General features: G+C 60.8%; 28 protein-coding genes and 3 pseudogenes. 15 read left to right on the top strand and 16 right to left on the bottom strand.

Features of this window, described 5'->3' with window-relative positions; genetic code table 11:
• Window positions 1-2: 2 nt before the first annotated feature.
• The 3 genes from coxB to ML401_RS24920 form a co-directional block, all read right to left on the bottom strand.
• Window positions 3-1,013, bottom strand: a complete 1,011-nt coding sequence (gene coxB, locus ML401_RS24930) for a cytochrome c oxidase subunit II (RefSeq protein ID WP_285807278.1) — start codon at window positions 1,011-1,013, stop codon at window positions 3-5.
• A gap of 56 nt (window positions 1,014-1,069) precedes the next feature.
• Window positions 1,070-1,456 carry a DUF421 domain-containing protein gene (locus ML401_RS24925; protein WP_285807277.1) on the bottom strand — a complete coding sequence of 129 codons (387 nt, stop codon included), beginning with the start codon at window positions 1,454-1,456 and terminating at the stop codon, window positions 1,070-1,072.
• 155 nt (window positions 1,457-1,611) lie between these two features.
• Window positions 1,612-1,734 (bottom strand): hypothetical protein, encoded by a 123-nt coding sequence (locus ML401_RS24920; protein WP_285807276.1) that lies wholly within the window; start codon window positions 1,732-1,734, stop codon window positions 1,612-1,614.
• A gap of 208 nt (window positions 1,735-1,942) precedes the next feature.
• On the opposite strand from ML401_RS24920, the pseudogene ML401_RS24915 reads away from it, so the two are divergent.
• Window positions 1,943-2,406, top strand: a pseudogene (locus tag ML401_RS24915) (metallophosphoesterase family protein).
• 413 nt (window positions 2,407-2,819) lie between these two features.
• On the opposite strand, the gene ML401_RS24910 reads toward ML401_RS24915, so the two are convergent.
• On the bottom strand, window positions 2,820-2,951 hold the full coding sequence (locus tag ML401_RS24910) for a hypothetical protein (protein WP_285807274.1): 132 nt from the start codon (window positions 2,949-2,951) through the stop codon (window positions 2,820-2,822).
• A gap of 316 nt (window positions 2,952-3,267) precedes the next feature.
• On the opposite strand from ML401_RS24910, the gene ML401_RS24905 reads away from it, so the two are divergent.
• The 6 genes and pseudogenes from ML401_RS24905 to ML401_RS24880 all read left to right on the top strand — a co-directional run bounded on the left by ML401_RS24905 (window position 3,268) and on the right by ML401_RS24880 (window position 5,690).
• The gene (locus ML401_RS24905; RefSeq protein WP_285807273.1) at window positions 3,268-3,774 is read left to right on the top strand and encodes a DUF2243 domain-containing protein; all 507 of its coding nucleotides are present in this window, start codon (window positions 3,268-3,270) and stop codon (window positions 3,772-3,774) included.
• Complete coding sequence (locus ML401_RS24900; protein ID WP_207889029.1) at window positions 3,746-3,910, top strand: hypothetical protein; 165 nt, start codon at window positions 3,746-3,748, stop codon at window positions 3,908-3,910. The genes ML401_RS24905 and ML401_RS24900 overlap by 29 nt, the downstream gene beginning before the upstream one ends.
• Before the next feature lie 43 nt (window positions 3,911-3,953).
• A pseudogene (locus tag ML401_RS24895) lies at window positions 3,954-4,726 on the top strand (succinate dehydrogenase iron-sulfur subunit).
• A 76-nt stretch (window positions 4,727-4,802) separates the two neighbouring features.
• Window positions 4,803-5,006: a hypothetical protein gene (locus ML401_RS24890; RefSeq protein WP_376717302.1), complete on the top strand. Its 204-nt coding sequence runs from the start codon at window positions 4,803-4,805 to the stop codon at window positions 5,004-5,006.
• A 59-nt stretch (window positions 5,007-5,065) separates the two neighbouring features.
• Window positions 5,066-5,233 carry a hypothetical protein gene (locus ML401_RS24885; RefSeq protein WP_376717301.1) on the top strand — a complete coding sequence of 56 codons (168 nt, stop codon included), beginning with the start codon at window positions 5,066-5,068 and terminating at the stop codon, window positions 5,231-5,233.
• 94 nt (window positions 5,234-5,327) lie between these two features.
• A complete protein-coding gene (locus ML401_RS24880; RefSeq protein ID WP_285807272.1) occupies window positions 5,328-5,690 on the top strand; it encodes a hypothetical protein in 363 nt (120 codons plus the stop codon).
• An 89-nt stretch (window positions 5,691-5,779) separates the two neighbouring features.
• Here the strand turns inward: ML401_RS24880 and ML401_RS24875 are convergent, their stop codons facing one another.
• Window positions 5,780-6,016, bottom strand: a complete 237-nt coding sequence (locus ML401_RS24875) for a hypothetical protein (protein WP_285807271.1) — start codon at window positions 6,014-6,016, stop codon at window positions 5,780-5,782.
• Between the two features lie 370 nt (window positions 6,017-6,386).
• On the opposite strand from ML401_RS24875, the gene rpoH reads away from it, so the two are divergent.
• Window positions 6,387-7,421 carry an RNA polymerase sigma factor RpoH gene (rpoH, locus tag ML401_RS24870; RefSeq protein WP_285807270.1) on the top strand — a complete coding sequence of 345 codons (1,035 nt, stop codon included), beginning with the start codon at window positions 6,387-6,389 and terminating at the stop codon, window positions 7,419-7,421.
• A 193-nt stretch (window positions 7,422-7,614) separates the two neighbouring features.
• Here rpoH and ML401_RS24865 read toward each other — a convergent pair whose 3' ends face one another.
• The 4 genes from ML401_RS24865 to ML401_RS24850 all read right to left on the bottom strand — a co-directional run bounded on the left by ML401_RS24865 (window position 7,615) and on the right by ML401_RS24850 (window position 10,631).
• On the bottom strand, window positions 7,615-7,953 hold the full coding sequence (locus ML401_RS24865; RefSeq protein ID WP_285807269.1) for a hypothetical protein: 339 nt from the start codon (window positions 7,951-7,953) through the stop codon (window positions 7,615-7,617).
• Between the two features lie 80 nt (window positions 7,954-8,033).
• Window positions 8,034-9,653: a chaperonin GroEL gene (gene groL, locus ML401_RS24860; protein ID WP_285807268.1), complete on the bottom strand. Its 1,620-nt coding sequence runs from the start codon at window positions 9,651-9,653 to the stop codon at window positions 8,034-8,036.
• Between the two features lie 33 nt (window positions 9,654-9,686).
• Window positions 9,687-10,001 (bottom strand): co-chaperone GroES, encoded by a 315-nt coding sequence (gene groES / locus ML401_RS24855; protein ID WP_285807267.1) that lies wholly within the window; start codon window positions 9,999-10,001, stop codon window positions 9,687-9,689.
• 423 nt (window positions 10,002-10,424) lie between these two features.
• Window positions 10,425-10,631, bottom strand: coding sequence for a recombinase family protein (locus ML401_RS24850; protein WP_285812735.1), 207 nt, complete (start codon window positions 10,629-10,631; stop codon window positions 10,425-10,427).
• On the opposite strand from ML401_RS24850, the gene ML401_RS24845 reads away from it, so the two are divergent.
• From ML401_RS24845 to ML401_RS24830, 4 genes and pseudogenes are all read left to right on the top strand, one after another.
• On the top strand, window positions 10,554-10,907 hold the full coding sequence (locus ML401_RS24845) for a hypothetical protein (protein ID WP_285812814.1): 354 nt from the start codon (window positions 10,554-10,556) through the stop codon (window positions 10,905-10,907). The genes ML401_RS24850 and ML401_RS24845 overlap by 78 nt on opposite strands.
• Window positions 10,908-11,413: 506 nt before the next feature.
• Window positions 11,414-11,643, top strand: a pseudogene (locus ML401_RS24840) (hypothetical protein).
• 34 nt (window positions 11,644-11,677) lie between these two features.
• Window positions 11,678-11,917: a hypothetical protein gene (locus ML401_RS24835; protein ID WP_285807265.1), complete on the top strand. Its 240-nt coding sequence runs from the start codon at window positions 11,678-11,680 to the stop codon at window positions 11,915-11,917.
• 58 nt (window positions 11,918-11,975) lie between these two features.
• Entirely contained in the window at window positions 11,976-12,146 is a 171-nt protein-coding gene (locus tag ML401_RS24830) for a hypothetical protein (protein ID WP_285807264.1), read from the top strand.
• Between the two features lie 151 nt (window positions 12,147-12,297).
• Here ML401_RS24830 and ML401_RS24825 read toward each other — a convergent pair whose 3' ends face one another.
• A complete protein-coding gene (locus ML401_RS24825) occupies window positions 12,298-12,672 on the bottom strand; it encodes a hypothetical protein (RefSeq protein ID WP_285807263.1) in 375 nt (124 codons plus the stop codon).
• A gap of 239 nt (window positions 12,673-12,911) precedes the next feature.
• On the opposite strand from ML401_RS24825, the gene ML401_RS24820 reads away from it, so the two are divergent.
• The gene (locus ML401_RS24820) at window positions 12,912-13,073 is read left to right on the top strand and encodes a hypothetical protein (protein ID WP_285807262.1); all 162 of its coding nucleotides are present in this window, start codon (window positions 12,912-12,914) and stop codon (window positions 13,071-13,073) included.
• Between the two features lie 622 nt (window positions 13,074-13,695).
• Here the strand turns inward: ML401_RS24820 and ML401_RS24815 are convergent.
• The 3 genes from ML401_RS24815 to ML401_RS24805 form a co-directional block, all read right to left on the bottom strand.
• A complete protein-coding gene (locus ML401_RS24815) occupies window positions 13,696-13,935 on the bottom strand; it encodes a DUF6894 family protein (RefSeq protein ID WP_285807260.1) in 240 nt (79 codons plus the stop codon).
• A gap of 117 nt (window positions 13,936-14,052) precedes the next feature.
• The gene (locus ML401_RS24810) at window positions 14,053-14,478 is read right to left on the bottom strand and encodes a hypothetical protein (protein ID WP_285807259.1); all 426 of its coding nucleotides are present in this window, start codon (window positions 14,476-14,478) and stop codon (window positions 14,053-14,055) included.
• Between the two features lie 588 nt (window positions 14,479-15,066).
• Complete coding sequence (locus ML401_RS24805) at window positions 15,067-16,455, bottom strand: carbohydrate porin (RefSeq protein WP_376717300.1); 1,389 nt, start codon at window positions 16,453-16,455, stop codon at window positions 15,067-15,069.
• 111 nt (window positions 16,456-16,566) lie between these two features.
• Between ML401_RS24805 and ML401_RS24800 the strand changes: the two genes are divergently transcribed.
• On the top strand, window positions 16,567-17,910 hold the full coding sequence (locus tag ML401_RS24800) for an Nramp family divalent metal transporter (RefSeq protein ID WP_285807257.1): 1,344 nt from the start codon (window positions 16,567-16,569) through the stop codon (window positions 17,908-17,910).
• 83 nt (window positions 17,911-17,993) lie between these two features.
• Here the strand turns inward: ML401_RS24800 and ML401_RS24795 are convergent, their stop codons facing one another.
• Window positions 17,994-18,872, bottom strand: a complete 879-nt coding sequence (locus ML401_RS24795; protein WP_285807256.1) for a recombinase family protein — start codon at window positions 18,870-18,872, stop codon at window positions 17,994-17,996.
• Between the two features lie 483 nt (window positions 18,873-19,355).
• Between ML401_RS24795 and ML401_RS24790 the strand changes: the two genes are divergently transcribed.
• Window positions 19,356-20,927 (top strand): porin, encoded by a 1,572-nt coding sequence (locus ML401_RS24790; RefSeq protein WP_285807255.1) that lies wholly within the window; start codon window positions 19,356-19,358, stop codon window positions 20,925-20,927.
• A 101-nt stretch (window positions 20,928-21,028) separates the two neighbouring features.
• On the opposite strand, the gene ML401_RS24785 is transcribed toward ML401_RS24790, so the two are convergent.
• Complete coding sequence (locus ML401_RS24785; RefSeq protein WP_285807254.1) at window positions 21,029-21,217, bottom strand: hypothetical protein; 189 nt, start codon at window positions 21,215-21,217, stop codon at window positions 21,029-21,031.
• A gap of 41 nt (window positions 21,218-21,258) precedes the next feature.
• On the bottom strand, window positions 21,259-22,299 hold the full coding sequence (locus ML401_RS24780) for a hypothetical protein (RefSeq protein ID WP_376717299.1): 1,041 nt from the start codon (window positions 22,297-22,299) through the stop codon (window positions 21,259-21,261).
• Window positions 22,300-22,301: the final 2 nt, after the last annotated feature.

Genomic DNA, 22,301 nt, shown 5'->3' with positions numbered 1-22,301 from the left:
GTTCACTTGAGCTGCTCCAGATAATGAATGATCGCGATCAGCTCGCTCGACTGCAGCGGCATCTTCGGCATGTTGTTTCCGGGCTTGATGTGCTGGGGGTCGGCAATCCAGGCGCCGAGGGTTGCCGAGGACATCGGCAGCGTTCCGGCTGCGATCGTCGTCCGGCTGCCGATATGCGTGAGATCGGGGCCGAGCTGGCCGCCCGCGAGCGTACCGCGGATCGTATGGCAGAGTGCGCAGCCTCTTGCGCGAAACAGCTGCTCGCCCTGCTTGCCGAGCGGGTCCGCCGGGCTGGTGGCGCTCCGGTTTTCATGATCCCGCCAGCGCTCGTACTCATCGGACGGTAACGCGAGGACGGCGAAGGCCATATGGGCGTGCTGAAGGCCGCAGAACTCGGCACACTGGCCGCGATAGGTGCCGGCATTTTTCGCCGTGAATTGAAGCTCGTTCTTCTGCCCGGTGATCAGATCCATCTTTCCGGTCAGGCTCGGCACCCAAAAACTGTGGATCACATCGGCGGATTCCAGCTCGACTTTCACCGGCAGGCCTGTGGGAATCCGGATCTCGTTCGCGGTCACGAAGCTCTTGTCGGGGCTATCGTCCTCGTAGCGGACTTCCCACCACCATTGATGCCCGATGATCTTGAGAGTGAGCGCATGCTCATCCTTGGCGAAGACGGTACGCTGACCGGCATAGCTGACGATCGACAGTCCGAGCACGATGACAAGTGTCGCGATCCCCAACACTAAGACGACGCGGCCGCTGGTTCGCTCAAAGCCCTGGTGCAGCGCAAGAGGCTGGTCGGCATGGCGCTTCCGGCGCAGCAGCCCGACGCCCAGCATGACAACGACTGAGGTCCAGACCACGGCTGCGACAATTAGGAAGATGAACAAAGTCCGGAGGATCTGGTTGGATTGAAGTCCCTGCGGGTCGAGCGCCGACTGCCGGCCGGCGCAAGCGGCCAGCGGCAACATCGCAAATGGCACCAGAGCCGTTCGCATCCGGACAGGCATCGATGTTCGCCGCGCTCCCCTGTTGGAGGGCGAACCGGTCAAACGTATGAAGGTTCCTATTCGTCATCGGAGCGGTTTGCGGAGTTGGAGCCGCCCATCTCCGGGATATCGGCGAGCGCGGAGGCGCCGGATCCGAGCTGGTTGATGACGCTGAACGTGCCGTCGGCCTCGAGCACGACCGCGCCGACATCCTCAACGCGGTCAATGCCTTTGTGTCGAATAGCCGCCCGCACGTCTGCTTCGGCCACGCGCTGTCGGCGCATAGCATCGTGAACGAATTTTCCGCGAAGCAAGAGCAATGCCGGCTGCGGATTGACTATGACCCGCAACTGGCTCCAGTGCGCGACCGAGAAGGCGACGATGAATTGCAGACCGATCAGGATGAAGAATCCGATCAATGATTGGTTGGCGAACGTAGAGCCGAGCGCGACGGTGACGATCAAGTCGAAGGCGTACCATTTCGCAAGCGTCCGGGGCCTGCGACGCGGAGCATGATGACGAGGGCGACATAGGTCAGGGTCGTGCCGATGGCGGTTCGCAGGATCGGCGCCCAGCCTTGGAAGATGATATGTCCAACATCAACCATCGGACTGCCTGACTAGAACGGCCATCCCCTGGCCGCAATGAAGATGGCCGCGTCGGCTGCTGCCATAAGTGCCAGCACGAGGAGGACGGCGATGATCGCGCCGGGCTGCGTGATGGCCTGTAGATCTTCGAGCATTCGTGATCTCGTCTTGATGGCCTGCCGACTGTCGCTGCGACGTCGACGGCTTTGCGTTTCCGAATCGGCCGGTCAAGCGCGTGGGAGCGCGGTTACCGCCGCACCGCTATTGCCCAATTGGGAACTGCGGCTAGATAAGCTGAATGCAAGCGCGTCACGGTGGTTCCAAATCCCGCGGGATCTGCCGCCCGCCCAGAGGAGGGCCTCGTTGAAGATTGGAGTGATTTCGGACACGCATGGCCTGCTCAGGCCGGAGGTGGCGCCCTGCCTCGCCGGCGCGTCGCATATCATTCATGCCGGCGATATTGGTGCCGCGCGTATCCTCGATGTGATGGGTTGCGCCAGATAGCGCCGGTGACAGCCATCCGGGGCAATGTCGACGTTGGCACCTGGGCACGCGATTATCCTGAGACGACGACCGTACGTCTCGGCGAACATGGCTTTTATGTATTGCATGATCTGAATGAGCTGGCCGCGAAGCCCGCGCCCAGCGGGATCACTGCGGTGATCTGTGGTCACTCGCACCGAGCGAGCGTGAAGGTGGTCGACGACGTCCTTTATCTCAATCCGGGCAGCGCCGGGCGGAGACGCTTCAGGCTGCCGGTCACGCTTGCAACCGTTGAGATCGGCGAGGGGGGCGAGCTTCGGCCGGTCATCCACACGCTTGATTGATATCCGTGAAAGCTCGGACCGGCTGGCTAGAGACGGCTAATGGGTATTCGATTTCTGCCATTTCTCGAGATCGATCGGAGGCCGGTTTGGATCAATCTGATCCTTTTCTGGATTACCCTGCCAGGGCCGGTCGGTTTGCCGGTGCGTAGGCATGTCGGTCTGCTGCCGCGGATCGTCCGCCGGCGTCTCTCTCGGATCATGTTCGACTGACTTTGGTGCCTTTGGCATTTTGCCTCACTCGGATGGGAATGCAGGGGCTCTCGCCTGCGGGACCAACCCTCCAGGAAATCGGTCGTTCCAGCGGATACGAGCTGCGGCGATACCAGTTGAATATCACGGCGTTGGCTTTGCCGGGATCCAATCGAGATCAGCGTCATCGTGAAGCTCAGGATCGGGAGCGCACGGCTCGATCTTCAACTCGTCCTCAAGCAAGGGGCGCGCATCGTCGTGCTCGGCCCTGCCTCATCGGCCTTCTTGAGCGTCTCCTGTTTGGTCGAGAACGTCCGGCTCAGCTTCTCACCATCCTTGAACACGGCGTAGGGCATGGCAACCTCTCTCTCTTCTGTTTGGCCGCTGAAGTAGGCACCGGTGTTAGCCGCCGGGGCGTGCTGCGACGTCCAAGGGGCCCGCCATGTTGCCCCTTCAACATGTGGGCAACAGACGCGTTGGCCGCATCCTTTGTTCCCAAAGATCCGATCGCGATCCGTATTTGGGAAGTCGCGGCGTTAACGCATGTTATTGCCGCCGCGCGTGCAGATTGCGATCCGTGGGCATCAGCGAAGCAGAGGCGCAAAACATAGGAACGCCCGAAGAGCGTGATGACTTGCCCCGCATCTTTTGCCCTTTATGTGAGTGCATCAAATGCAAGACGAGAAGTCCAATCGCTTCCCGACATCCGCAGGCATCCTCCTTGGGCTTGGGCTGGGCGCATTCTTCGATGGGATCGTGTTTCACCAGCTGCTGCAATGGCATCATATGTTGAGTAGCTGGTATCCTCTCAACTCCCTCGACAACGTCAGGCTCAACACGCTGTGGGACGGCCTATTCCACAGCGCCGCCTACGTTCTCTTGCTCACAGGCCTCTACCTACTGTGGCAGCGGGCGCGGAAGGATGGATTTGACTGGTCGAACGCGCAATGTCTTGGCGCTATGTTGCTCGGTTGGGGCGTCTTCAATCTGGTCGAGGGCGTCGTCGATCACCAGATTTTGCGGCTGCATCAGGTTAACGAGACGGCGCCCGAAGCGCAGCGGGTGTTTTGGGATATCGGCTTTCTGTTGTGGGGAGCTGCGATGCTGGTCATGGGTGGCAGTCTGGTGCGCGGAGCGCAGGGGAAAGTTCATGGGCAAGGCGGTCTACAGCCTCGTTAAAAGAACCCCGCCCGGGCTGGTCTACGCGCTCTTCCTGCTGCTGCTCGTGCTCGCCACGGCGCCCGCCTTCCGTATTGTTCTATTCGGGCTGTCATTGGACGATGTGCTTCAGCTGCGCTGCTTCGGATCCGTCTGAGTTTGACGGACGTGAAAGCCTTCTAACGGGCCGGAGGTGAACTGTGGTCGAGTTCAGGCTGCCGAAAGGCTCCCGCCTTGAAAAGGGGAGCGTAGGGCCGAGGCCGCCGGGGAAGCCCCTGCGTGAATTCCGCGTTTACCGCTGGAGTCCCGATGACGGCCGCAATCCCAGGCTCGATACCTACTTCGTGGACACGGACCGATGGTCCTGGATCGACTGATCTGGATCAAGAACAACATCGACTCGAGTCTGACTCAGGCGCTCGTGCCGCGAGGGCGTCTGTGGCACCTGCTCGATGAACATCGCCGGCCAAAACACGCTGGCTTGCACGAAGTCGATGAGCGAGGACGTTGCCGACGGTGAGCCGCTTCGCGTGCTACCCTTGCCGCATCAGCCGGTGGTGAAGGATCTGGTGTCGGACCTGACGAATTTCTACGCACAGCTTGCTTTGATCGAACCCTGGCTACAGACGACGTCGCCGACGCCGCAGAAGGAATGGCGACAGAGCCATGAGGACAGAGCCAGGCTGGACGGTCTGTACGAATGCATCCTTTGCGCCTGCTGCTCCACATCCTGTCCGAGCTATTGGTGGAATTCCGAGCGCTTCCTCGGTCCCGCAGCCTGATCCAGGCGTCACGCTGGATCAAGGACAGCTGCGATGAGGCGACCGGTGAGCGCCTCGACAGGCTCGAAGACCCCTTCCGGATCTATCGATGCCATACCATCCTCAACTGCGCCAAAGCCTGCCCGAAAGGCCTCAATCCCGGCGAGGCCATTTCCGCGCTGCGCCTCAAAATGGTGGAGCGGAAATTCTGATGGGTGCACCCGGGCCCGCTCTCTTTGCAGGAACCACAGGGTTAGGCGTTGCTTGTCAACCCGTTGGAGATACCTGATGGGCAAGAAGCAATTCGCCGCACTGCCGTTTCGTCGGCACAAATCCGAGCTTCACGTGATGCTGATCACGACGAGACGTAAACGCAGGTGGAGTGTCCCCAAGGGCTCCTTGATTCGCAATACGGAGCCGCACCGTACAGCTGCGCTCGAAGCCTACGAGGAGGCCGGGCTCATCGGTGTGATCGCAAAGCGCGTTGGGTAGCTTAGCATCGCAAGCGCAAGGGCGAGCGCAAGCAGACCATGAATGTCGCGGTGTTTCCAATGAAGGTGCATGGCCAGGAGCGCTGGTGGCCCGAGAAGGGCGAACGCGAGGCGATCTGGGTTTCAGCCAAAACAGCGGCCCGCGTGGTCCCCAAGGCCGAGCTCCGGCGGCTGATCGTGCGCCTCGCGGCACAGACTGGGAAGGGCGGATCTTTCCTCGATGGATGACGGCTGCTTAGGAACGCGCCGCCGATCCGGTCATTCAAGTGAGATGAACCAGCAACCAGCGGACCTCATAGCGGAGGAGCGGCCTCACGAAACCATGGCCGCTGCGATCAGGCGGCGTTGTGCAATCCTGTTCGTCGGCGCCGGCATTTCGATGGCGGTGGGGCTGCCCTCCTGGCAATCCCTTATTGACCATCTGCTGGACGATCGCGGGGACGATCGCGACGTCATTGATGGGATGCATGGCGGCTATCAGATGCTTGCGGAATACTGGCCGAAGCGCGGCGGCATTGGCCCCTGGCGCAGCTGGCTCGATCGCAACTGGCGCGTCGATCCCGGAGCATTAGCCGCGGCTGCGGCCCCGCTGATCTACTACGCTCCGGTCTACGGACCGCCAGCGTTATTATGGACCCTGGTACCACCGGACTGTCCGCTATTATCCGCGCGCTTACCCCTTTGATATCCCTGGTGACCTCAGATAAGGCCCGGCCGTTCGGCCGGACCTCATCTGTAGTCGGTCGGCGCTCGATGTCTCATGGCTAGCCCGGGCTACGCGGCCCGCTTCCGCCGAAGTTCGGCTGGAAGTTCCATCATCTCCTTGTTCGAGGGGGATCCATTCGAGATCAACGGAAAAGGGAGGAGGTTTTCGCTCTTGGGCGCCTCCATCTCCAGGCCGGAATCCCCATTCCTGGCGCGCCATTCGATGAAGAGGTGACCGGCGACCATTATCACGCCGGCGCAGAACAGCGTGAGGGCCGCGCTAACGAGATCACGATAATTGTCCATCCCACGAAACCAAGCATGGGTGCTGTCCGGCTGCTCGCTGAGTGCACGCAAACCGCCTGCAGGGATCAAGGTAGAACGAAGACGTTGCAGTTCAAGGGACAGCCAGAGGGCGTTGCTTGCGGCTCATTCACGCCGGAACATTCAGCCCCTTATTAAATTCTAAGGGCACCACCGGCCTGAGGCGCTTGGGCGCCTGGTTGGGCTCAACGGGTCAGGCGATCAGGTGGTTTTGACCATCTTACTCTCTGGAGATTTGGACATGAGAAAGACCTGTGCCCAAACTGCGCGGCCTGCAGGACGAGCCGCGCCCAGCGCTTCAAGCAACAGGGCGCTCCGGCTCTGTGCAAATGATGTCGAGGAGGAGTGAGCGATGCTGCCTGTCTCCTCGCTTCCCGCGATTCATTCCGAACGCGGGCTGTCCCGCTATTTGAACGAGATCCATCGATTTCCATTGCTCGAGGCGCCGGAGGAAATCGAATACGCGCGCCGCTTGCGTGATCGCGGCGACCCCGAGGCGGCCTACCGGCTGGTGACCAGCCATCTGCGACTGGCCGCAAAAATCGCGCTTCAGCATCGCCGCTATGGCCTCGCCATCGCCGACCTCATTTCCGAAGCCAATGTCGGGCTGATGTTGGCCGTCAAGCGGTTCGACCCCGAGATGGGCTTTCGGCTTGCGACCTATGCGACTTGGTGGATCAAGGCGGCGGTGCAGGAGTACATCTTGAGATCATGGTCGCTGGTCAAGCTCGGCACCACCGCTGCGCAGAAGAAGCTGTTCTTCAACCTCCGCAAGCTGAAGAGCAGACTCGGTGCCCCAGAGGATGGTGAGCTGCGTACCGATCAGCTCAAGCAGATCGCCGGCAGCCTCAAGGTGAGAGCGAGCGATGTGATCGAGATGGACGGCCGGCTGCGCGGCGACATATCGCTCAACGTGCCGCTTAGCGCCGACACCGATGGAAGCGAGTGGCAGGATCGCCTCGTCGATCCCTCCCCCGATCCCGAGAGCTTTCTGGTGGAGGTGAGTGACCGCGAACGAGAGAGGATTGCTCTCGCCGAGGCGCTTGCTGCGCTGTCGCCACGCGAGCGCAGCATCATCAGGGCACGACATCTCGACGAGCAGCAAAAGACGCTGGAAGAGCTTGCCGGTCAGTTCGGCATCTCGCGCGAGCGAATCCGGCAGATCGAGCAGCGCGCGCTGCAGCGGATCAAGGCAAATGTCTGCGCGCTCTTGACCGAGCCGGACCCGCGCGGCCGCGACCTCGTGAGAACGAGCACCGCTGATCGGCCGAAAGTCCGATCAGCACCCGGTGCAGATGTCAGGGACAATGCGCTCGGCCGAAAAGTCGGCGCTAAAATTGGCGCTCCTGCGCCCATTGCGGCGCGGCTTCTCAATCTCGCTGCGTGAGGCCGCAGCGGAGCCGGTCGCGATCTCCCGGGCGGGCGCAGCCGAACTGCGCGCCTCTCCGCGCGGAAAGTCCGTCTCCCTGGCTTGAAGTCTCTTCAACATTCCGAGCAAGGAGGCCGATCACCGTTGTGTTCCGGCGATGCTCGCGCCGGAGCTCGTCCTAGCGGAGCGGCCCGCGGGCCGCTCCGACGCTTCAGCTCATGGCCGGCAGTGACCGGCCTTGATCGTGCGGGGTCGCGTCGAGACGAATACCCGACGGCCCCAGAACCGGTGAGAGCAGCGTATCCACCTTGATGGTGGCGTTGGTCCGCTCCCACCCCGACCACGGCATCGTGTCCAGGTATGGGATCGGAGGCAACGTCAACCTTTCGAAAGTGTCTGCTGGCTTGGCTCCAGAACCCAGATTCTCGGCGCCATAACCCGCAACGGGCACGAGAGAGAGACTGGCGGCAACGGCCAAGGCCGCGAGGTGCCGCCCCGTTTGGTTGTTCTCCGCGCGAGCGGAGAAAGTAAGATGTTTGATCATCTCCATGCTCCAATCGTTCGAAAACGGATCCAGTGGTCGTGACACAAGGGAAAGCGAGCCCGGCGGCAGCGCCGGGCTCGTTCATCTCAGAAGTCCATTGCAGGAGCGTTCGCCGCTTCGGTCTTTTTCGGCTTGTCAGCCACCAGCGCTTCGGTCGTGATGAGCAGCGAGGCGACTGAGGCCGCGTCCTGCAAGGCAGTACGCACCACCTTGGCGGGATCGATCACGCCGGCCTGCACCATGTCCTGGTACTCCCCGGTCGCCGCGTTGAAGCCCCACGTATAGGTCTCGTTCTCGAGGAGCTTGCCGACGACGACGGAGCCGTCCTCGCCCGCATTCTGCACAATCTGCCGGGCCGGCACCTGGATCGCGCGACGCACGATGTCCACGCCCGCCTTCTGATCGGCATTGGTGGTCTTGACCCCGTCGAGCGCCTTGACGGCGCGCAGCAGCGCCACACCGCCGCCGGGCAGGATGCCCTCCTCGACGGCTGCCCGCGTCGCATGCAGCGCGTCGTCCACGCGGTCCTTGCGCTCCTTGACCTCAACCTCGGTCGCGCCACCGACCCGGATCACCGCGACGCCCCCGGCAAGCTTGGCCAGCCGCTCCTGCAGCTTCTCCCGGTCATAGTCCGAGGTGGTTTCCTCGATCTGCGCCCTGATCTGCTGGCTGCGCGCCTCGATGTCCTTCTTGGCGCCGGCACCGTTCACGATCGTCGTGTTCTCCTTGTCGATCACGACCTTCTTAGCACGGCCAAGCATCTTCACGGTGACGTTCTCGAGCTTGATACCGAGGTCTTCGGAGATCACGGTGCCGCCGGTGAGGATCGCGATGTCCTCCAGCATCGCCTTGCGGCGATCGCCGAAGCCGGGCGCCTTGACTGCGGCCACCTTCAAGCCGCCGCGCAGGCGGTTGACGACCAGCGTCGCCAGCGCCTCGCCTTCGACCTCCTCCGCGATGATCAGGAGCGGCTTGCCGGATTGCACGACCTGCTCGAGCAGCGGCAGCATCGTCTGCAGACCCGACAGCTTCTTCTCGTGAAGCAGCACATAAGGCTCCTCGAGCTCGACCCGCATCTTCTCCGCGTTGGTGACGAAGTAGGGTGAGACGTAGCCGCGATCGAACTGCATGCCTTCGACCACATCGAGCTCGGTGTGCAGGCTCTTGGCTTCCTCGACCGTAATCACGCCCTCGTTGCCGACCTTCTGCATGGCCTCCGCGAGGAAGCGGCCGATCTCGGTATCACCATTAGCGGAGATGGTGCCCACCTGGGCGATTTCGTCGTTGGAGGTGACCTTCTTGGCGTGCGATTTGAGGTCGGTCACGATGGCCTCCACGGCAAGGTCTATGCCGCGCTTGAGGTCCATCGGATTCATGCCGGCGGCCACCGCCTTGGTGCCTTCCTTGACAATGGCCTGGGCTAACACGGTCGCCGTCGTGGTGCCGTCGCCGGCGAGATCATTGGTTTTTGAGGCGACCTCGCGCACCATCTGGGCGCCCATGTTTTCGAATTTGTCGTCTAGTTCGATCTCCTTGGCGACGGTGACGCCATCCTTGGTGATGCGCGGCGCGCCGAACGATTTCTCGATGACGACGTTGCGTCCCTTCGGACCGAGCGTGACCTTGACCGCATTCGCCAGTGTGTCGACGCCCCGCAGCATGCGCTCGCGGGCTTCGGTCGCGAACTTCACGTCCTTGGCAGCCATGTTGCAAACTCCTTTCCGTTCGATGACTGTCAGTTACGCCGCCTTCTTCAGCGCGCCGGCCTGTTCGACCACGCCGAGAAGGTCGCTTTCCTTCATGATCAAGAGCTCCTCGCCGTCGATCTCGACCTCGGTGCCCGACCACTTTCCGAACAGCACCCAGTCGCCGACCTCGACGTCGAGCGGCACGAGCTGGCCTTGCTCATTACGCGCGCCTGACCCGGCGGCGATGATTTCGCCCTGCTGCGGCTTCTCCTTTGCGGTGTCGGGAATGATGATGCCGCCGGCGGTCTTCTCCTCGGCATCAATGCGGCGCACGAGCACACGATCGTGCAACGGGCGGAAATGCATGCACATCCTCCTTGATAGGTTCAGCGATGTCCAAAATCCGGGTCCGGAACCGGCCCCCGGGCGGAAAACGACCTAGGAGCGGGTGATTTTCTGTTCAAGGGGGCTGAGCAAAAAATCTTTCGGGCGACTCGGCTGCTGTTTGCCGAGCGGCGTAGCTGCTTAGCGCGAAAGAGGGCCTTGCATGCAAGCGCGCCGGGCGAAGCCTGTCGCCCGCGACGGGTCAAAAGGCGAGCTGCGTACCGGTCTCCCAGAGTCCGCTCTGGGTCAATCGCGTCGGTTTGGCGATCAGGGACAAGCTTCCGGGCCGCTCCGATCAGCGGACGTATAGGTCACCGAAGATATTGGCGAGATCATTTCCTTTGCGCCCGCGGTGCGGCAGATTTTGTTGGCGTGCTAGCTGCGCAGTATCAAAAGTGGCCTTGTCTATGACTGCAGGCTAATAGTTGGAGATGGGAGGGCCGCTCGGGATGGCCTCTTATGGCCTTCGGCGAAAGACTTCGGCTGGTACTCACCGTACGTGGCTCGGTTCCTCAGCATTGAGTCAATGGTGGTATGGTCCCAATTAAGGGATCCGGCGAAGGTCGGCACCTTCAGTTCATCAAGATAATTTGCAATGGTGTAACTGCCCATCCCGCCCGTCGAAAGATCTTTCGCACGATTGCCGAGAAGCGGGCTAAGATCAGCTTGAAGAATCGGCGCTGGCGCAGGCAGCGGACACCGAACGATCCGAAATTTGGCGACTTCGAGCGGGCACAATCCGGCATGAAAGCGGCCGAGAGCATCATGCTCTACGGCGACCGGGATGAGATTACGTCTGGTTTGCTCTGGGCGGGGCTTTTGGGTCTTCCGACGCCTGGCAATGATACTGCGTTCGACGCCCAGCTCAGGTTCACTTGTGAACATTGAGGGCGAGTTGTTTGAGCGCGTGCTTACGGCTGGTGAACTATGGGCTCTGACCAACTCGTGGCGCTCAATCGATCGAAGCCAACCCGAAACAAAAGAGCGCAGCACCTACGATCACCAATGGGCTCAGCGGCCCCCAAAACTGGAACGCCGGATGCTTTGGCCCGTTGGAGAGTAGTGAATAGGGTAGGTAGACCTGCGCAAAGATTCCCAAACGGAAGAGGCTGCTCAAGGAGCTGATCGAGGAACACCACCTCAACGATCCCATCCTTTATAGCGTGCACCACGAGGGAGAGGGGCAGGCACTCTTCGCGGCGACCAGCAAGTTGAACTACGAAGGCATCGTCTCCAAGCGGGTGGATGCACCGTACCGATCGGATCGGGTGGAGGCCTGGCAGAAGGTCAAGGTCGTTCAGAAGGGCAAATTCCCTGTGGTCGGCTTCATCAAGGATCCGACCGGTGTGGCAGCTCTCTATCTGGGCAAGAAGGAAGGTAAAGACCTTGTCTACATGGGCAAGGTGGGCACGGGATGGAGCCGAACCACCTCGGCGCAGATCCGTAAGGCGCTCAACACCGTCGTTAGCCCGAAGCAGAAGCTGACGAAGACCATCAGAAAGCCAAGGCAACCTGGGTCGAGCCCAAGTTCTACGCGGACATCGAGTACCGCGATATCACCTCTGAAGGCCTTCTGCGGGCCAGCTCGTTCAAGGGCCTGAGCAAAGGAACGCGCCGTTCATAGCTGCGTTTCTCTCAGAGTATGCGGAGTACCGGTCATGGATCCGGACAAACGAGTGCTGAAGGCCTTTCGGGAAGCTCAGGGCATTCTGGCCCGCCATGTTGAGCCCGGCCCCAGAGATTGCGAGCAAACCATCAACCAGCTGCTGGACGTGCTCGACGACGAAGCCGTCGTGCAGGCGATCGAGGACTCGAGAATGGAAAAGCGTACCGCGGAACAGCTTGCCGACTCAATAGGCTCAGCGCGATCGCGCTGCCCGATGAACCGGAGATCGTGACCTCCAAGGAGGAGGCCGAGAACTGGATCCGCGACGTGAAGGACAAGGCGAGGATGGAATGATGCGCGACAAGCCGATCAATGGCGTTGAACCCGAACGCTCCGAAGACGATATCCAGCGTGAACAGCTTGGTCCCCGCGGGGTCCCCGGACGGGAAAGTCCGACGAAGATGACGCCCCAGCGGGAGAAGAAGACGCCGAAGGATGTCGACCCCGGACATCCCGCGTGAATCCCATGGAAACGTTCGATCCGGATCGTCAGCGCCGCACGTGGTCGCTCTGTGTTTTGGATGGGCTTGCTTTCTGTCGCTTGCTCGGCAGCGCTGGCTCGGCTGGCACGTTTTGCCTGGTTAACCTCCGGTGATCGCGGGAACTCGACCGTCAGCCATACGCGACGCTGCGAAACGGCAACGGCAGCACCAGCTGCAAATTGAATGGCCGTGTGCCGTAGGCCTGGATAAAATCCTGCAGCGCCTGCGAGACCTCGGCGTCGCTGTTGGCGATGCGCTCGCTCAACGCGTCCGCGACGTCCGAGGTCGCATCGCGGGACCAGCCCTCGATCGCGTTGAAGCAGACGATCCTTAGCGGATAGGCGTACTGGCCGGACAGGATATCCCTTAGGACGGTCTCGAGGTCCGTATCGGCCTCGTCGGTCTCGCGCCAGGTGCAGCCGGCACGGGCGCCGAAATCCTCGAGGATCAGGTAGATGTCGCGGTCGAGGCGGTCGGCCGGCACGATCGAGGGCGAGGAACGCATACGCTTACTCCGACACAAAGGCGGAGAGACGGCCCCGACACGCAGGGGTGCTACGGGGGATATCGGTCGGGGCCGCTCGGCCAGCTCGGCGGCGAGCCGGCGGGATTCAAGCTGGGCCGGCCGGCTTAGTTCCTCGCCACTCGTGCGGACTGTCGCGGCGCAGCCACGGGCGCTGTTCTAGAACACGCCCGCGGTTGTTTTTTTAAGGCACCTTCGGCCTGCTCTTGCATTTGGTGCTCATGGACAATGACGCTGACAGATACCTCCGCCAAGCGAAGGCCTGCCTTGAAGAGGCGCAGAGGGCGATTGGTGTTGCCGACAAGGAAGCGTGGCTGCAGCTGGGCGAAGAGTGGATGGCCATGGCGGAGAAAGCGCAGCGGGAAAACTCTCATGAGCATTAAACGGTGAAGGATGCAGCGCGTGCATATTGTCCGGGTGATCACTGACAGTGGCGAACGCCAAATTTGGCTTGCCGCAACCGCTCGGGACAAAGCAATCGACGCCGTGCTCGACGTCATCCCTGAGGGGTGGGCGGCCAGCCTGGTTCGGCGAGAGCTGGGAGCAGATGACGCCGCAGCGCTGAACATGCAGCCTGGCGAAGTGCGAAAGCATCAAGTGAGCTAACGCGAACGAAAAAGCCCCAGCCGCTGTCCGGACGGCTGGGGCTCGCTCACGCCACAGGAGATCACCTGTTGTCCGGCAGGTGCACAGGAAGAAGCATCAGCGAGTGTGTCTGTTCCTAATGGCCTTGGGAACCGTTCCTTGACGGGAACGTTATGAGCGTGAGTGCCCTGGGGAGGATCGGCATGACGCAGCACCGCCGAAGAGTGAAGCAAACCCGCTCCCTCGAACAACGGATGGCAGAGCTGGCCGCCCAACTCAAAGAACAGGCCAGCGAGTTACCAGCAGGCCCAGAGCGCGAGGCCCTGCTTAAGAGGGCTCGGATTGCCGAAACAGGCGCCCACTTATCTGACTGGATCACCTCGCCCGGCCTGCGGCCTCCAGAATAGTGCTTGGGAAAGATCAACGAGAGGCGCCGGGCTTCTCGGCGTGGATGTGCAGAACGTAGAGCTTGTTCTGCGCTTCGTCGGTGACTTCCATTCGCCAGTCCCGACCGGGGGCTAGCTTACCGTCGATGCCCTGGAGCATCTGACCGGCCGTCACGGTCGCTTCCTTCCAAGCGGCGTGCTTGTCAGGGAGGTCCTCGCCCTCGTCGTCGATGTATTTTTGTTCGTGAGTAACGTGGAAAAAGAATCTCGGCATGGCGGTAAAAAGCTGCTCCCGACAAGTCGTTCCGCAACAACAGGCCAAAGTGCTATTTCGCCAGCAGATCCTCGCCCGGCGTGAGCAGTTTCACATAGGTGCCGCTCTTGTGGAGCATCAGCCCCCCTTGTCGACGTGCGCGTGCATGCCGGAAATGTCGATGGCATCGCCGCAGAAGCAGCGCGCGTGGCCGTCACTTGCCTGGGTCGGCAGCGGAAGCTTCATGTCCCACATCCTTTGTTTCCATGCGGTGAAGTCGCGTTCTTCGCGCCAGCGATCGTAATCGGCCTCGGTGATGGTCGGCGCAAGTTCCGTCCATGCGCGATCGAACGCATCGCGGGCGAGCTCGAACGTGTCGGCGGTGCCGTGGCTTCGGTTGCCGATGTCGGTGCTGGGATAGAAGCCGAGGCTCCACGCCCATTGTTGTGCGCTGGTCGGCACCCCCGCGCGCATGCCGATCTGGCCGATCCGGACGTCGCCGAAGTAGATCGCCCAGCTCTCTTGGTGCGAATTGGCAGAGCGGCGGCGGGTGAGGGCGGTCATGAAGCGATCAGGGCGGCTTATTCTACATCCAAACTTCTTCGCGGCATTGGTCGCACCGATAAATCGGCACCAATCTATCGCTCTTGATATCAAGGATGGACATGCTGTAGCGCGAAGGCAGATTGCACTTCGGACATGACGGGCCGGGCGGCGGGCGCCCTGGCGACGATGGCTCAGTTTCCCTTCTCTCGGACACGACTCACCTCCGTGATGCGAAGCTTTTAAGTACCAAAGGGAACAAAGGTTCCAAATGGCTAATCGAGAGGTTGTGGGACATCCGATGCTTCGGGGGAGCCGACTTGCTCTATGCGACGGGGCTCACCCAGCCGCACCCCTCTTGGCATTTGGTGACACCGAAAACGACCAATTCGAAATCCACTTTCCCGACCAAATGTCCTAGCAGGACACCCCAGCGTGTGCCGCTTACCAATACACGCCAGTAGAACGAAATCAGACCTACTAATTCGCCTGCATAAGAGATGCGGCATGCGAGAACCCGGCGAATGATGACAAGGGTTCGGGAAAACAGTACAAGCACTGCCTAGTTTTCCCGAATTTCTGGGTGAGCCCCCCAGCCGAAACAGACTATCAGAACTTGATGACCGACCGCAATCCGACAACGGTCGCATTCTTGAGATGCCTCCCGGCCGATGTCCCGAGGGGATCCGTGGCGCCTCCACCGGGACGGCGGATGAACTGGACATTCGGCTGAATCGTCAGACCGGCTTGAACTTCGTACTGGTAGACGGCCGTCAGGAGCTCTTCTGAAGTCCGCAGCGGCCATCGCAGCCCGGAGATCGACTGGAAGTCCCGATCAAGTGCCTGCGCGCGACGCGACACGTGGGCGTAAGCAGCCGCGATGCCGAACTTGTCCCGGGGACGCGCGTCGGACAGCCCGATGAACTCGAGGCCACCGTCGGCGTAGATATCGATCAGATTGCGATCGGACGGTCCATAGGACCCGCGAGCGAATACGCCGATGCCGCGATCGTCGTCGCGGCCGACGCGATAGAGCTTCTGTTCGAACACGGCGTAGAGGCCGTAGTCGCCTGCGATGCCGGCAGGCGTTCCCGAACTCGCTGGATCCGCCAGCGAAAGGCCTGTCGTATCGAAGCGCAGGTCCGTGAAGCTGCCGAAATGGCGCCAGCCGCCAAGCTTGAGCTTGCCGTCGAGGCCGGGATCACTCTTCTTCGCGTTCCATTGCAATTGCGCTTCGTAGAGAACGAGAGGCGGATCATTCACGCGGAAATTGACGCCGTAGCGATTGCGTAGCTGCGGGTCGTTGAAGCCCGGGCCAGCCGCATTGCCGTCGAATACGGCGCCCAGCACCGAGAGATTGTCGCTCAAGACGGCACGCAGGCGTGCTCCCATGGCGGCAAGCGGCGGCGAAGGACCGCCGCTCGGGAGATTGAGCGACAGACCGGCCGGCCAACCGAGAGAGGCGTTCGTGAAGACGTCCGTGTACTTCGACGTCATGAATTCCGTATCGGCGGCAAGCTGCCCCGCCCTGAACGCGATCTTCTCGCCCCATTTCTTTTCGAACCAAGCCTCATAGAGACGGGTCGTCGGCAGTGCCTCAATACCGCTAACGTCCATGAAATTGAACAGCGAACCTCGGGACAGTCCGCCGCCGTCTATCTGAAAGACGTTGGCGTGGAACGTGACCTGCTTAAGCCCTACCAACTTCTCGAGATCGGCGTCGAAAGCGAAGTTTATGCGATCCTCGTACACGGCGCTCTGTTTTGCGCCTCCGGACGGATTCCCCAAAACCTCGCCTATGTAGGTGACCGCAAACTTGATGCCCTGTTTCTCGAAGGGGTTGGGCAGCAAGCCCAGCGTCGTCTCCTGCACGGTGCTTTCGCCGGTATCAGGATCAGCGGGCTTGAGGTCGTCGGTCTTCTTGTCCTCTTGAGCGAGTGCGACGCCACACAGCAGTGATGCTCCAAGCAAAATCAAAAGGCGATGCATGGGATCCATCCAACCATGACAGCATGATGCAGGTTTTGGACGTGGTCAACTTTGCCGTCCATGCCACTTGGTCTGTGGTCAAAACTGCACACTCCGAACTAAGAGGCCTGCACAGACGTTATGAGTTCCGGAATCGGATCCATGGCAGCGACGAGGAGCGAAGAGGTGGCGAGCAGAAAAACGCGCAAGAAGCCAGTCGAGAACCCGGATCAGGACAGCTTCTTGCGGCGCTTGGGGCCCGGCCTCATCACCGGCGCTTCCGACGACGATCCATCCGGTATCGGCACATACAGCCAAGCGGGCGCCCAGCTAGGATTCGGCATTGGTTGGACCATGTTGTTCACCTATCCGTTGATGGCCGCGATCCAGGAGATCTCGGGCCGCATCGGCCGCGTGACGGGCCACGGCATCGCCGGAAACGTCTGCCGAAATTTCCCCGCACCCGTCATCTGGTCTATGATCGTGCTGCTTTTCGTTGCCAATACGATCAACGTTGCCGCCGACCTCGGGGCTATGGGCGATGCCCTCAAGCTTCTGATCGGTGGACCCGGCACGCTTTACGTTGTTTTCTTCGGCGCGATTTCTGTCATCGCGCAGATCTTCTTCAAGTATGAGCGTTATGTGGCGATCCTGAAATGGCTGACGCTCGTTTTGCTCGCCTATGTCATCGCCCTTTTTCTCGCAAAGGTGCCTTGGAGCGAGGCGCTGAAAGGACTGCTGATTCCTAAGATCGAATGGAATGGGCCCTTTCTGACGACTTTAGTCGCGATTCTTGGGACGACGATTTCGCCCTATCTGTTCATCTGGCAGTCCTCCCAGGAAGCGGAGGAGCAGCGGATCGATCCCGACAAGAAGCCGCTTAAGCGCGAGCCGGAGAAGGAGGACGAGGAGATCAAGAGGATCCGAATCGACACGCTCGTCGGCATGGCAGTGTCGAACGTCATTGCGATCGCGATCATCATGACTACAGCGGCGACGTTGCACGCGTCCGGCAAGACCGACATCGAGTCGTCGGCCCAGGCGGCCGAAGCCTTGAGGCCCGTCGCGGGCGCGATGGCTGAGTTGATCTTTGCGCTCGGCATCATCGGAACGGGCCTGCTTGCCATCCCGGTGCTGGCCGGATCGACGGCCTACGCTATCGGAGAAGGTCGCAAGTGGCCGGTCGGCCTGTCGCGGAAGCCGAAGGAGGCCGTCGCGTTCTATAGTGTACTCGCGCTTTCGGTCGCGCTCGGCGTTGGTCTCAACTTCACGGCGCTCGACCCGATAAAGGCGCTCTATTGGAGCGCCGTCATCAATGGAATATTGGCGGCGCCGATCATGACCGTGATGATGCTGCTGGTGAGGCGAAAGTCGGTCATGGGCGATCTCATGGTTTCGGGGCCAGTCTATTGGTTGGGCTGGATCGCGACCGCAGCGATGTTCCTGTGCATCGTCGGCATGGCTTGCTCGATGATGTGGTCATAATCCCGCACGGCAACGCCTCAAGCGTAACGGCACGGAGCCCGACTTGGCGCTCCACGAGAACCTTGGGAAAGTCTCTGAGTTTCTCATGCTACCGAGATGCAGGGGTAAGACGGCCCTGCTTGCAGCTGGATCTCGAGAAATCTTCCCGCGATGTCCTTGCGGATCTGCGCCGAAGATTGTCTCGGCCGCGTCAGATCCCCCGCGCTGTGGACGACGAGCCTAGCGACAATTCGCTTCACAAGGACTGTGATGTTTACTCTTCTAGCGAAACGTCGCTCTGGATCTGAAGCTAGGCCCTTGATCTCCTCGATAAGATCGAGCAGCGCAGCTTTCAGTTCGTCGCTTGCTTGGGCGACTAACGCCGGGTGAGCCAAGAATGCCAGAACGGTGATTTCGAAATCTCTGTACGTCCAGGCGGTGCGGCTGCAGGCGCTGTGGTTGAAGACCTGCTCGCAAACCAAAACCTGCACATTCGAAATGCGATGGAAGATGACTTTGCTGCCGCAATAGGCACACGAGCATAGGTCACCGAAGATATTGGCGAGATCATTCCCTTTGCGCCCGCGGTGCGACAGATTTTGTTGACGTGCCACCTGCGCAGCATCAAACGTGACCTTGTCTATGACTGCAGGGTAATAGTTGGAAATGGGAGGGCCGCTCGGGATGCCCCTCTTATGGCCTGCGGCGAAAGACTTCGGCTGGAACTCACCGTAGGTGGCCCGGTTCCTGAGCATTGAGTCAATGGTGGTATGGTCCCAATTGAGGGATCCGGTGAAGGTCGGCACCTTCAGTTCATCAAGATAATTGGCGATGGCGTAACTGCCCATCCCGCCGGTCGAGAGTTGAAAGATCTTTCGCACGATTTCGGCCCGATCCGGCAGGAACACGAAAGACGACCGGTCTGGAGTGAGGCCCAGCCAACTTGGCGCCGCTGAGATCCTTTTGGTGCTCGCTTTAGACATGGTGATCCTAGGCCCAAGAATAGATGGCTGCGTCGCCATCCAGTGTCCCGATTCGTGCCTGAGAGCTTACCGATTCCACCCTCAAGCCGACTGAGAGCACATGTTCCCCCGGCAGAGGGCAGCTCTTCGCTGAAGCACTCACGCGGCTGTGAGTGGTGGAATTGTTAAACCTAACAATAGGTTAAGTAAGAATTGCCCAGGCCTTGCTGCGTGATTTTTGTGCAACACCTGTCCGAAAACAAGCTTATTGGGCCCGTTTGGCGCTGTTCTGTTGTTGTGTGTGCGTGGGGCATCGATCATGGTGACTGGGCGACGGAGGGGGGCATCCCGAGGTCGTCCCGTTTAGGTCATTCGCTTAAGTCCCTCGCGTTCATGCGGGTGTGTCCGAAGGCGCGAAGGGGGCCAAGGCGGTGATTTAGAGGGGGTTGGGGAATTGGCCGTCCGGTCAGTGACCTTCCCTGAAGAGCAACTTGGAGGTTTAACATGAAGTTGGTTAAGAGCCTTTTGCTCGGCTCAGCGGCGGGTCTGATCGCCGTGGGCGGAGCGCAGGCAGCCGATCTCCCCGTGAAGGCCAAGGCGGTCGAATACGTGAAGATCTGCTCGCTGTACGGCGCGGGTTTCTACTACATCCCGGGCACCGACACCTGCATCAAGCTGGGTGGTTATCTGCGCGCTGAAGTCGCGCTGAACACCAACTCGGACTTCAGCGGTCAGCTGACGTCGAACAACGGCGCGCGCAACCGTCTGACGAACTACTACACCATGCGCGCTCGTGAAGATCTCAACATCGACACGCGCACCGCGACCGAGTACGGCGTCGTCCGTACCTTCTTCGACGGCGTGTTCTCCTGGACCACCGGCAACTACGCCGGCACGGGCAGCGCGACCGGTGCCACCGCCTACAGCGGCACGCTGGCGCTCAACACCTCCGGCGCCACCCCGGCGCTCGTTGGTTCGTCGATCAACGCCACCGACGGCAATACCTCGGGCGGTTCGCTCGGCGTGTACTACGCCTTCATCCAGTTCGCCGGCTTCACCATGGGTAAGGCCGTGTCGCAGTTCGACGCGCCCTGGACCAACTATCCCGGCAACAACTTCGACAGCCTCGTCGGCGGTTCCGGCACGGTCACTGGTGTCAACCAGTTCACCTACACCGCTGACTTCGGTCAGGGCGTGACGGCGTCGTTCTCGGCTGAAGACGCGACGGCCTACTATCAGGCCGGCAACCTGAACATGACCGGCGCTTCGGCTGCTGGCATGATCGGCGGCTCCTATGGCTCCAACGCCATCGGCGGCTCGCGTTCGCCGAACCTCGTCGGTATGGTCCGCGTCGACCAGGCCTGGGGTCTGTTCCAGGCGTCGGTTGCTGCTCACGACAACCACGTTGCCTACTACGGCGCCACCGAGCCGACTGGCCACCCCGACGACAAGTGGGGCTGGGCTGTTCAGCTCGCTCTGTCGATCAAGAACATCCCGACTGGTGCGGGTGACGTGATCAACATTTCGGGCGTCTACACCGACGGCGCGTCCCGCTACAACTTCCAGAACCTGGCGGGCGGCAGCTACTCGATGTTCGGCAACTCGGGCGTTGCCTACCAGAGCGTCGGCTTCGCCATCGCTCCGGACACCGTGTTCGTCACCGGCTCCTCGCAGGAGACTGTGAAGACCTGGGGCTTCCGCGGCGCATACACCCATAACTGGGATCCCTACTGGAACACCGCGCTGTACGGTGCCTACGCTCAGGCGCAGTTCGGCTCGCTCGCCAAGACCACGCTTTGCGGCGCTGGCGGTGCAGGCGGCGTGTTCGGTGGCCTCGCCGGCGTCACCGGTTGTAACCCTGACTTCGCTGTGGCGCAGGTCGGTGTGATCACCCGCTGGACCCCGGTCAAGAACCTCACGTTCTCGGCTGACCTGAACTGGACCCATCTCGACCAGAAGTACTCCGGTACGGTTGGTTACGCTGGTGCCGGCACGACGGCCAAGCCGGCCGCTGTGTACGAGCTCAAGGATCAGGACACCATCACCCTGCTCCTCCGCGCTCAGCGCAACTGGTAAGTTCGGTCTAAAATTGGAGCTCTCGGTGGAAGCCACCGAGAGTTCCTCAGAGCCCTCGGCGGGAGACTGCCGAGGGCTTTGTGTTTTCCGACGTCTGAAGATTACTCGGCTTCGATTGCCAGCAACCCAGCGGCCAGCTGAACATTCTTTGCAAATGCCAAGAGCGTAGTGTTCAGTTCACCGAGCTTTACCTCGTCCAGATTGGCAAACATCGCTGAGTTCAGGCCTGTTTTCTTTTCAGATAGCTTGGCTATTCCAGTCGTAGCTCGCTGCGTTAATGACATCTGCACGAAGAGAGCATCATCCGAGCGAGTTCGGCGCTCAAGAAGACCTAGTATTTGAAAGCTTGTCTCAGCCCCTCCGGAAGATCTGTCCTCGTTCTGCAGCAAGTGCCAAGTCCTCCCAGTCTCGCGCAAGCTTCATCCAAGCGTCCCGATCGACCTCGTTCGAGGAACGTGCGGCTTCTTTCCGACGTGCGCCGACTCTTTGCGAAATTGCTGGACCGAGGAGGACTGTTCAGCCGGTCTTCGCCGCCAAGTGCGAGAATGTCGAAGGCGTAGAGCTGCACCTCGTGGTCGCATTTGCGCGAGTGCAGGGCATTGAAGTCCGAGACGCCGTCGACGCCGAGCACCACGGCTTCGCCGTCGACCACGAATTGCTGCTCGCGGTTCTTCAGCGCAGCCTCCACGATCCAGGGGAAGCGGCTGGTCCAGTTGTGCCCGTTCCGGGTCAGCAGCCGCACGTCCTTGCCGCTGCGTTCGACGCGCAGGCGATAGCCGTCATACTTGATTTCGTGGAGCCAGTCTGGGCCGTCGGGCACGACCTTCGCGGCCGTGGGCAGGCAGAACTCGAACGCGTTGGGCATGCTTGCCAGATAGTGTGGCAAGCGCCGGATTGCGACTCCGTCAGGTCCTGCTGGCCTCCTCAACGAAAACCGTCCGGCATCTCTGGGACGTCGTCGGGGTCGTTCGCATCCGTCAGGTTGCAGTGTGGTTTTCGCAGACCCACCGGTACTGTCCGCATTTGACTCGTGAGTGTTTAATTCTGCGAATGTCAGAAGCGAAAGGGGCCGTCTCGCGACAGCCCCTTGCCGGTTAAAATGCGTGTTCGGGATTGAAATATCAGCCCCGGCGTTGCCGAGTTTTCCCGAAAAATTCGGTTCCGGCAATACTAAATGTGACTCGAGGGTAAATTCGGAAACGCAAAAGGCTTCAGCCGGGCGGTGGAGCGTTGCCACAGGGCAGAACCTCATTGCGCCAACGGTTTCCTCCTCGATCTCCTCGCCGTGCAGATCCTCGAGCGCCTCGGCAAGATCTCGTATATCAATCAGTTCCCCGCAGCCTGGACAGCGGACCAGATGGTCCCCGCTCATCG

Source organism: Bradyrhizobium sp. 62B, assembly GCF_030272265.2.
Lineage (GTDB): Bacteria > Pseudomonadota > Alphaproteobacteria > Rhizobiales > Xanthobacteraceae > Bradyrhizobium.
Note: the sequence above shows the minus strand (reverse complement) of the source record. Positions and strands in the feature narration are given on the sequence as shown.

Bases quoted from the DNA above. Each gene is read 5' to 3' on its own strand.
- coxB (WP_285807278.1), bottom strand. From the start codon at position 1,013: ATGCCTGTCCGGATGCGAACGGCTCTGGTGCCATTTGCGATGTTGCCG.
- ML401_RS24920 (WP_285807276.1), bottom strand. From the start codon at position 1,734: ATGCTCGAAGATCTACAGGCCATCACGCAGCCCGGCGCGATCATCGCC.
- ML401_RS24910 (WP_285807274.1), bottom strand. From the start codon at position 2,951: ATGCCCTACGCCGTGTTCAAGGATGGTGAGAAGCTGAGCCGGACGTTC.
- ML401_RS24905 (WP_285807273.1), top strand. From the start codon at position 3,268: ATGCAAGACGAGAAGTCCAATCGCTTCCCGACATCCGCAGGCATCCTC.
- ML401_RS24900 (WP_207889029.1), top strand. From the start codon at position 3,746: ATGGGCAAGGCGGTCTACAGCCTCGTTAAAAGAACCCCGCCCGGGCTG.
- ML401_RS24890 (WP_376717302.1), top strand. From the start codon at position 4,803: ATGGGCAAGAAGCAATTCGCCGCACTGCCGTTTCGTCGGCACAAATCC.
- ML401_RS24885 (WP_376717301.1), top strand. From the start codon at position 5,066: ATGAAGGTGCATGGCCAGGAGCGCTGGTGGCCCGAGAAGGGCGAACGC.
- ML401_RS24880 (WP_285807272.1), top strand. From the start codon at position 5,328: ATGGCCGCTGCGATCAGGCGGCGTTGTGCAATCCTGTTCGTCGGCGCC.
- ML401_RS24875 (WP_285807271.1), bottom strand. From the start codon at position 6,016: ATGGACAATTATCGTGATCTCGTTAGCGCGGCCCTCACGCTGTTCTGC.
- rpoH (WP_285807270.1), top strand. From the start codon at position 6,387: ATGCTGCCTGTCTCCTCGCTTCCCGCGATTCATTCCGAACGCGGGCTG.
- ML401_RS24865 (WP_285807269.1), bottom strand. From the start codon at position 7,953: ATGGAGATGATCAAACATCTTACTTTCTCCGCTCGCGCGGAGAACAAC.
- groL (WP_285807268.1), bottom strand. From the start codon at position 9,653: ATGGCTGCCAAGGACGTGAAGTTCGCGACCGAAGCCCGCGAGCGCATG.
- groES (WP_285807267.1), bottom strand. From the start codon at position 10,001: ATGCATTTCCGCCCGTTGCACGATCGTGTGCTCGTGCGCCGCATTGAT.
- ML401_RS24845 (WP_285812814.1), top strand. From the start codon at position 10,554: ATGGTCCCAATTAAGGGATCCGGCGAAGGTCGGCACCTTCAGTTCATC.
- ML401_RS24850 (WP_285812735.1), bottom strand. From the start codon at position 10,631: ATGGGCAGTTACACCATTGCAAATTATCTTGATGAACTGAAGGTGCCG.
- ML401_RS24835 (WP_285807265.1), top strand. From the start codon at position 11,678: ATGGATCCGGACAAACGAGTGCTGAAGGCCTTTCGGGAAGCTCAGGGC.
- ML401_RS24830 (WP_285807264.1), top strand. From the start codon at position 11,976: ATGATGCGCGACAAGCCGATCAATGGCGTTGAACCCGAACGCTCCGAA.
- ML401_RS24825 (WP_285807263.1), bottom strand. From the start codon at position 12,672: ATGCGTTCCTCGCCCTCGATCGTGCCGGCCGACCGCCTCGACCGCGAC.
- ML401_RS24820 (WP_285807262.1), top strand. From the start codon at position 12,912: ATGGACAATGACGCTGACAGATACCTCCGCCAAGCGAAGGCCTGCCTT.
- ML401_RS24815 (WP_285807260.1), bottom strand. From the start codon at position 13,935: ATGCCGAGATTCTTTTTCCACGTTACTCACGAACAAAAATACATCGAC.
- ML401_RS24810 (WP_285807259.1), bottom strand. From the start codon at position 14,478: ATGACCGCCCTCACCCGCCGCCGCTCTGCCAATTCGCACCAAGAGAGC.
- ML401_RS24805 (WP_376717300.1), bottom strand. From the start codon at position 16,455: ATGGATCCCATGCATCGCCTTTTGATTTTGCTTGGAGCATCACTGCTG.
- ML401_RS24800 (WP_285807257.1), top strand. From the start codon at position 16,567: ATGAGTTCCGGAATCGGATCCATGGCAGCGACGAGGAGCGAAGAGGTG.
- ML401_RS24795 (WP_285807256.1), bottom strand. From the start codon at position 18,872: ATGTCTAAAGCGAGCACCAAAAGGATCTCAGCGGCGCCAAGTTGGCTG.
- ML401_RS24790 (WP_285807255.1), top strand. From the start codon at position 19,356: ATGAAGTTGGTTAAGAGCCTTTTGCTCGGCTCAGCGGCGGGTCTGATC.
- ML401_RS24780 (WP_376717299.1), bottom strand. From the start codon at position 22,299: ATGAGCGGGGACCATCTGGTCCGCTGTCCAGGCTGCGGGGAACTGATT.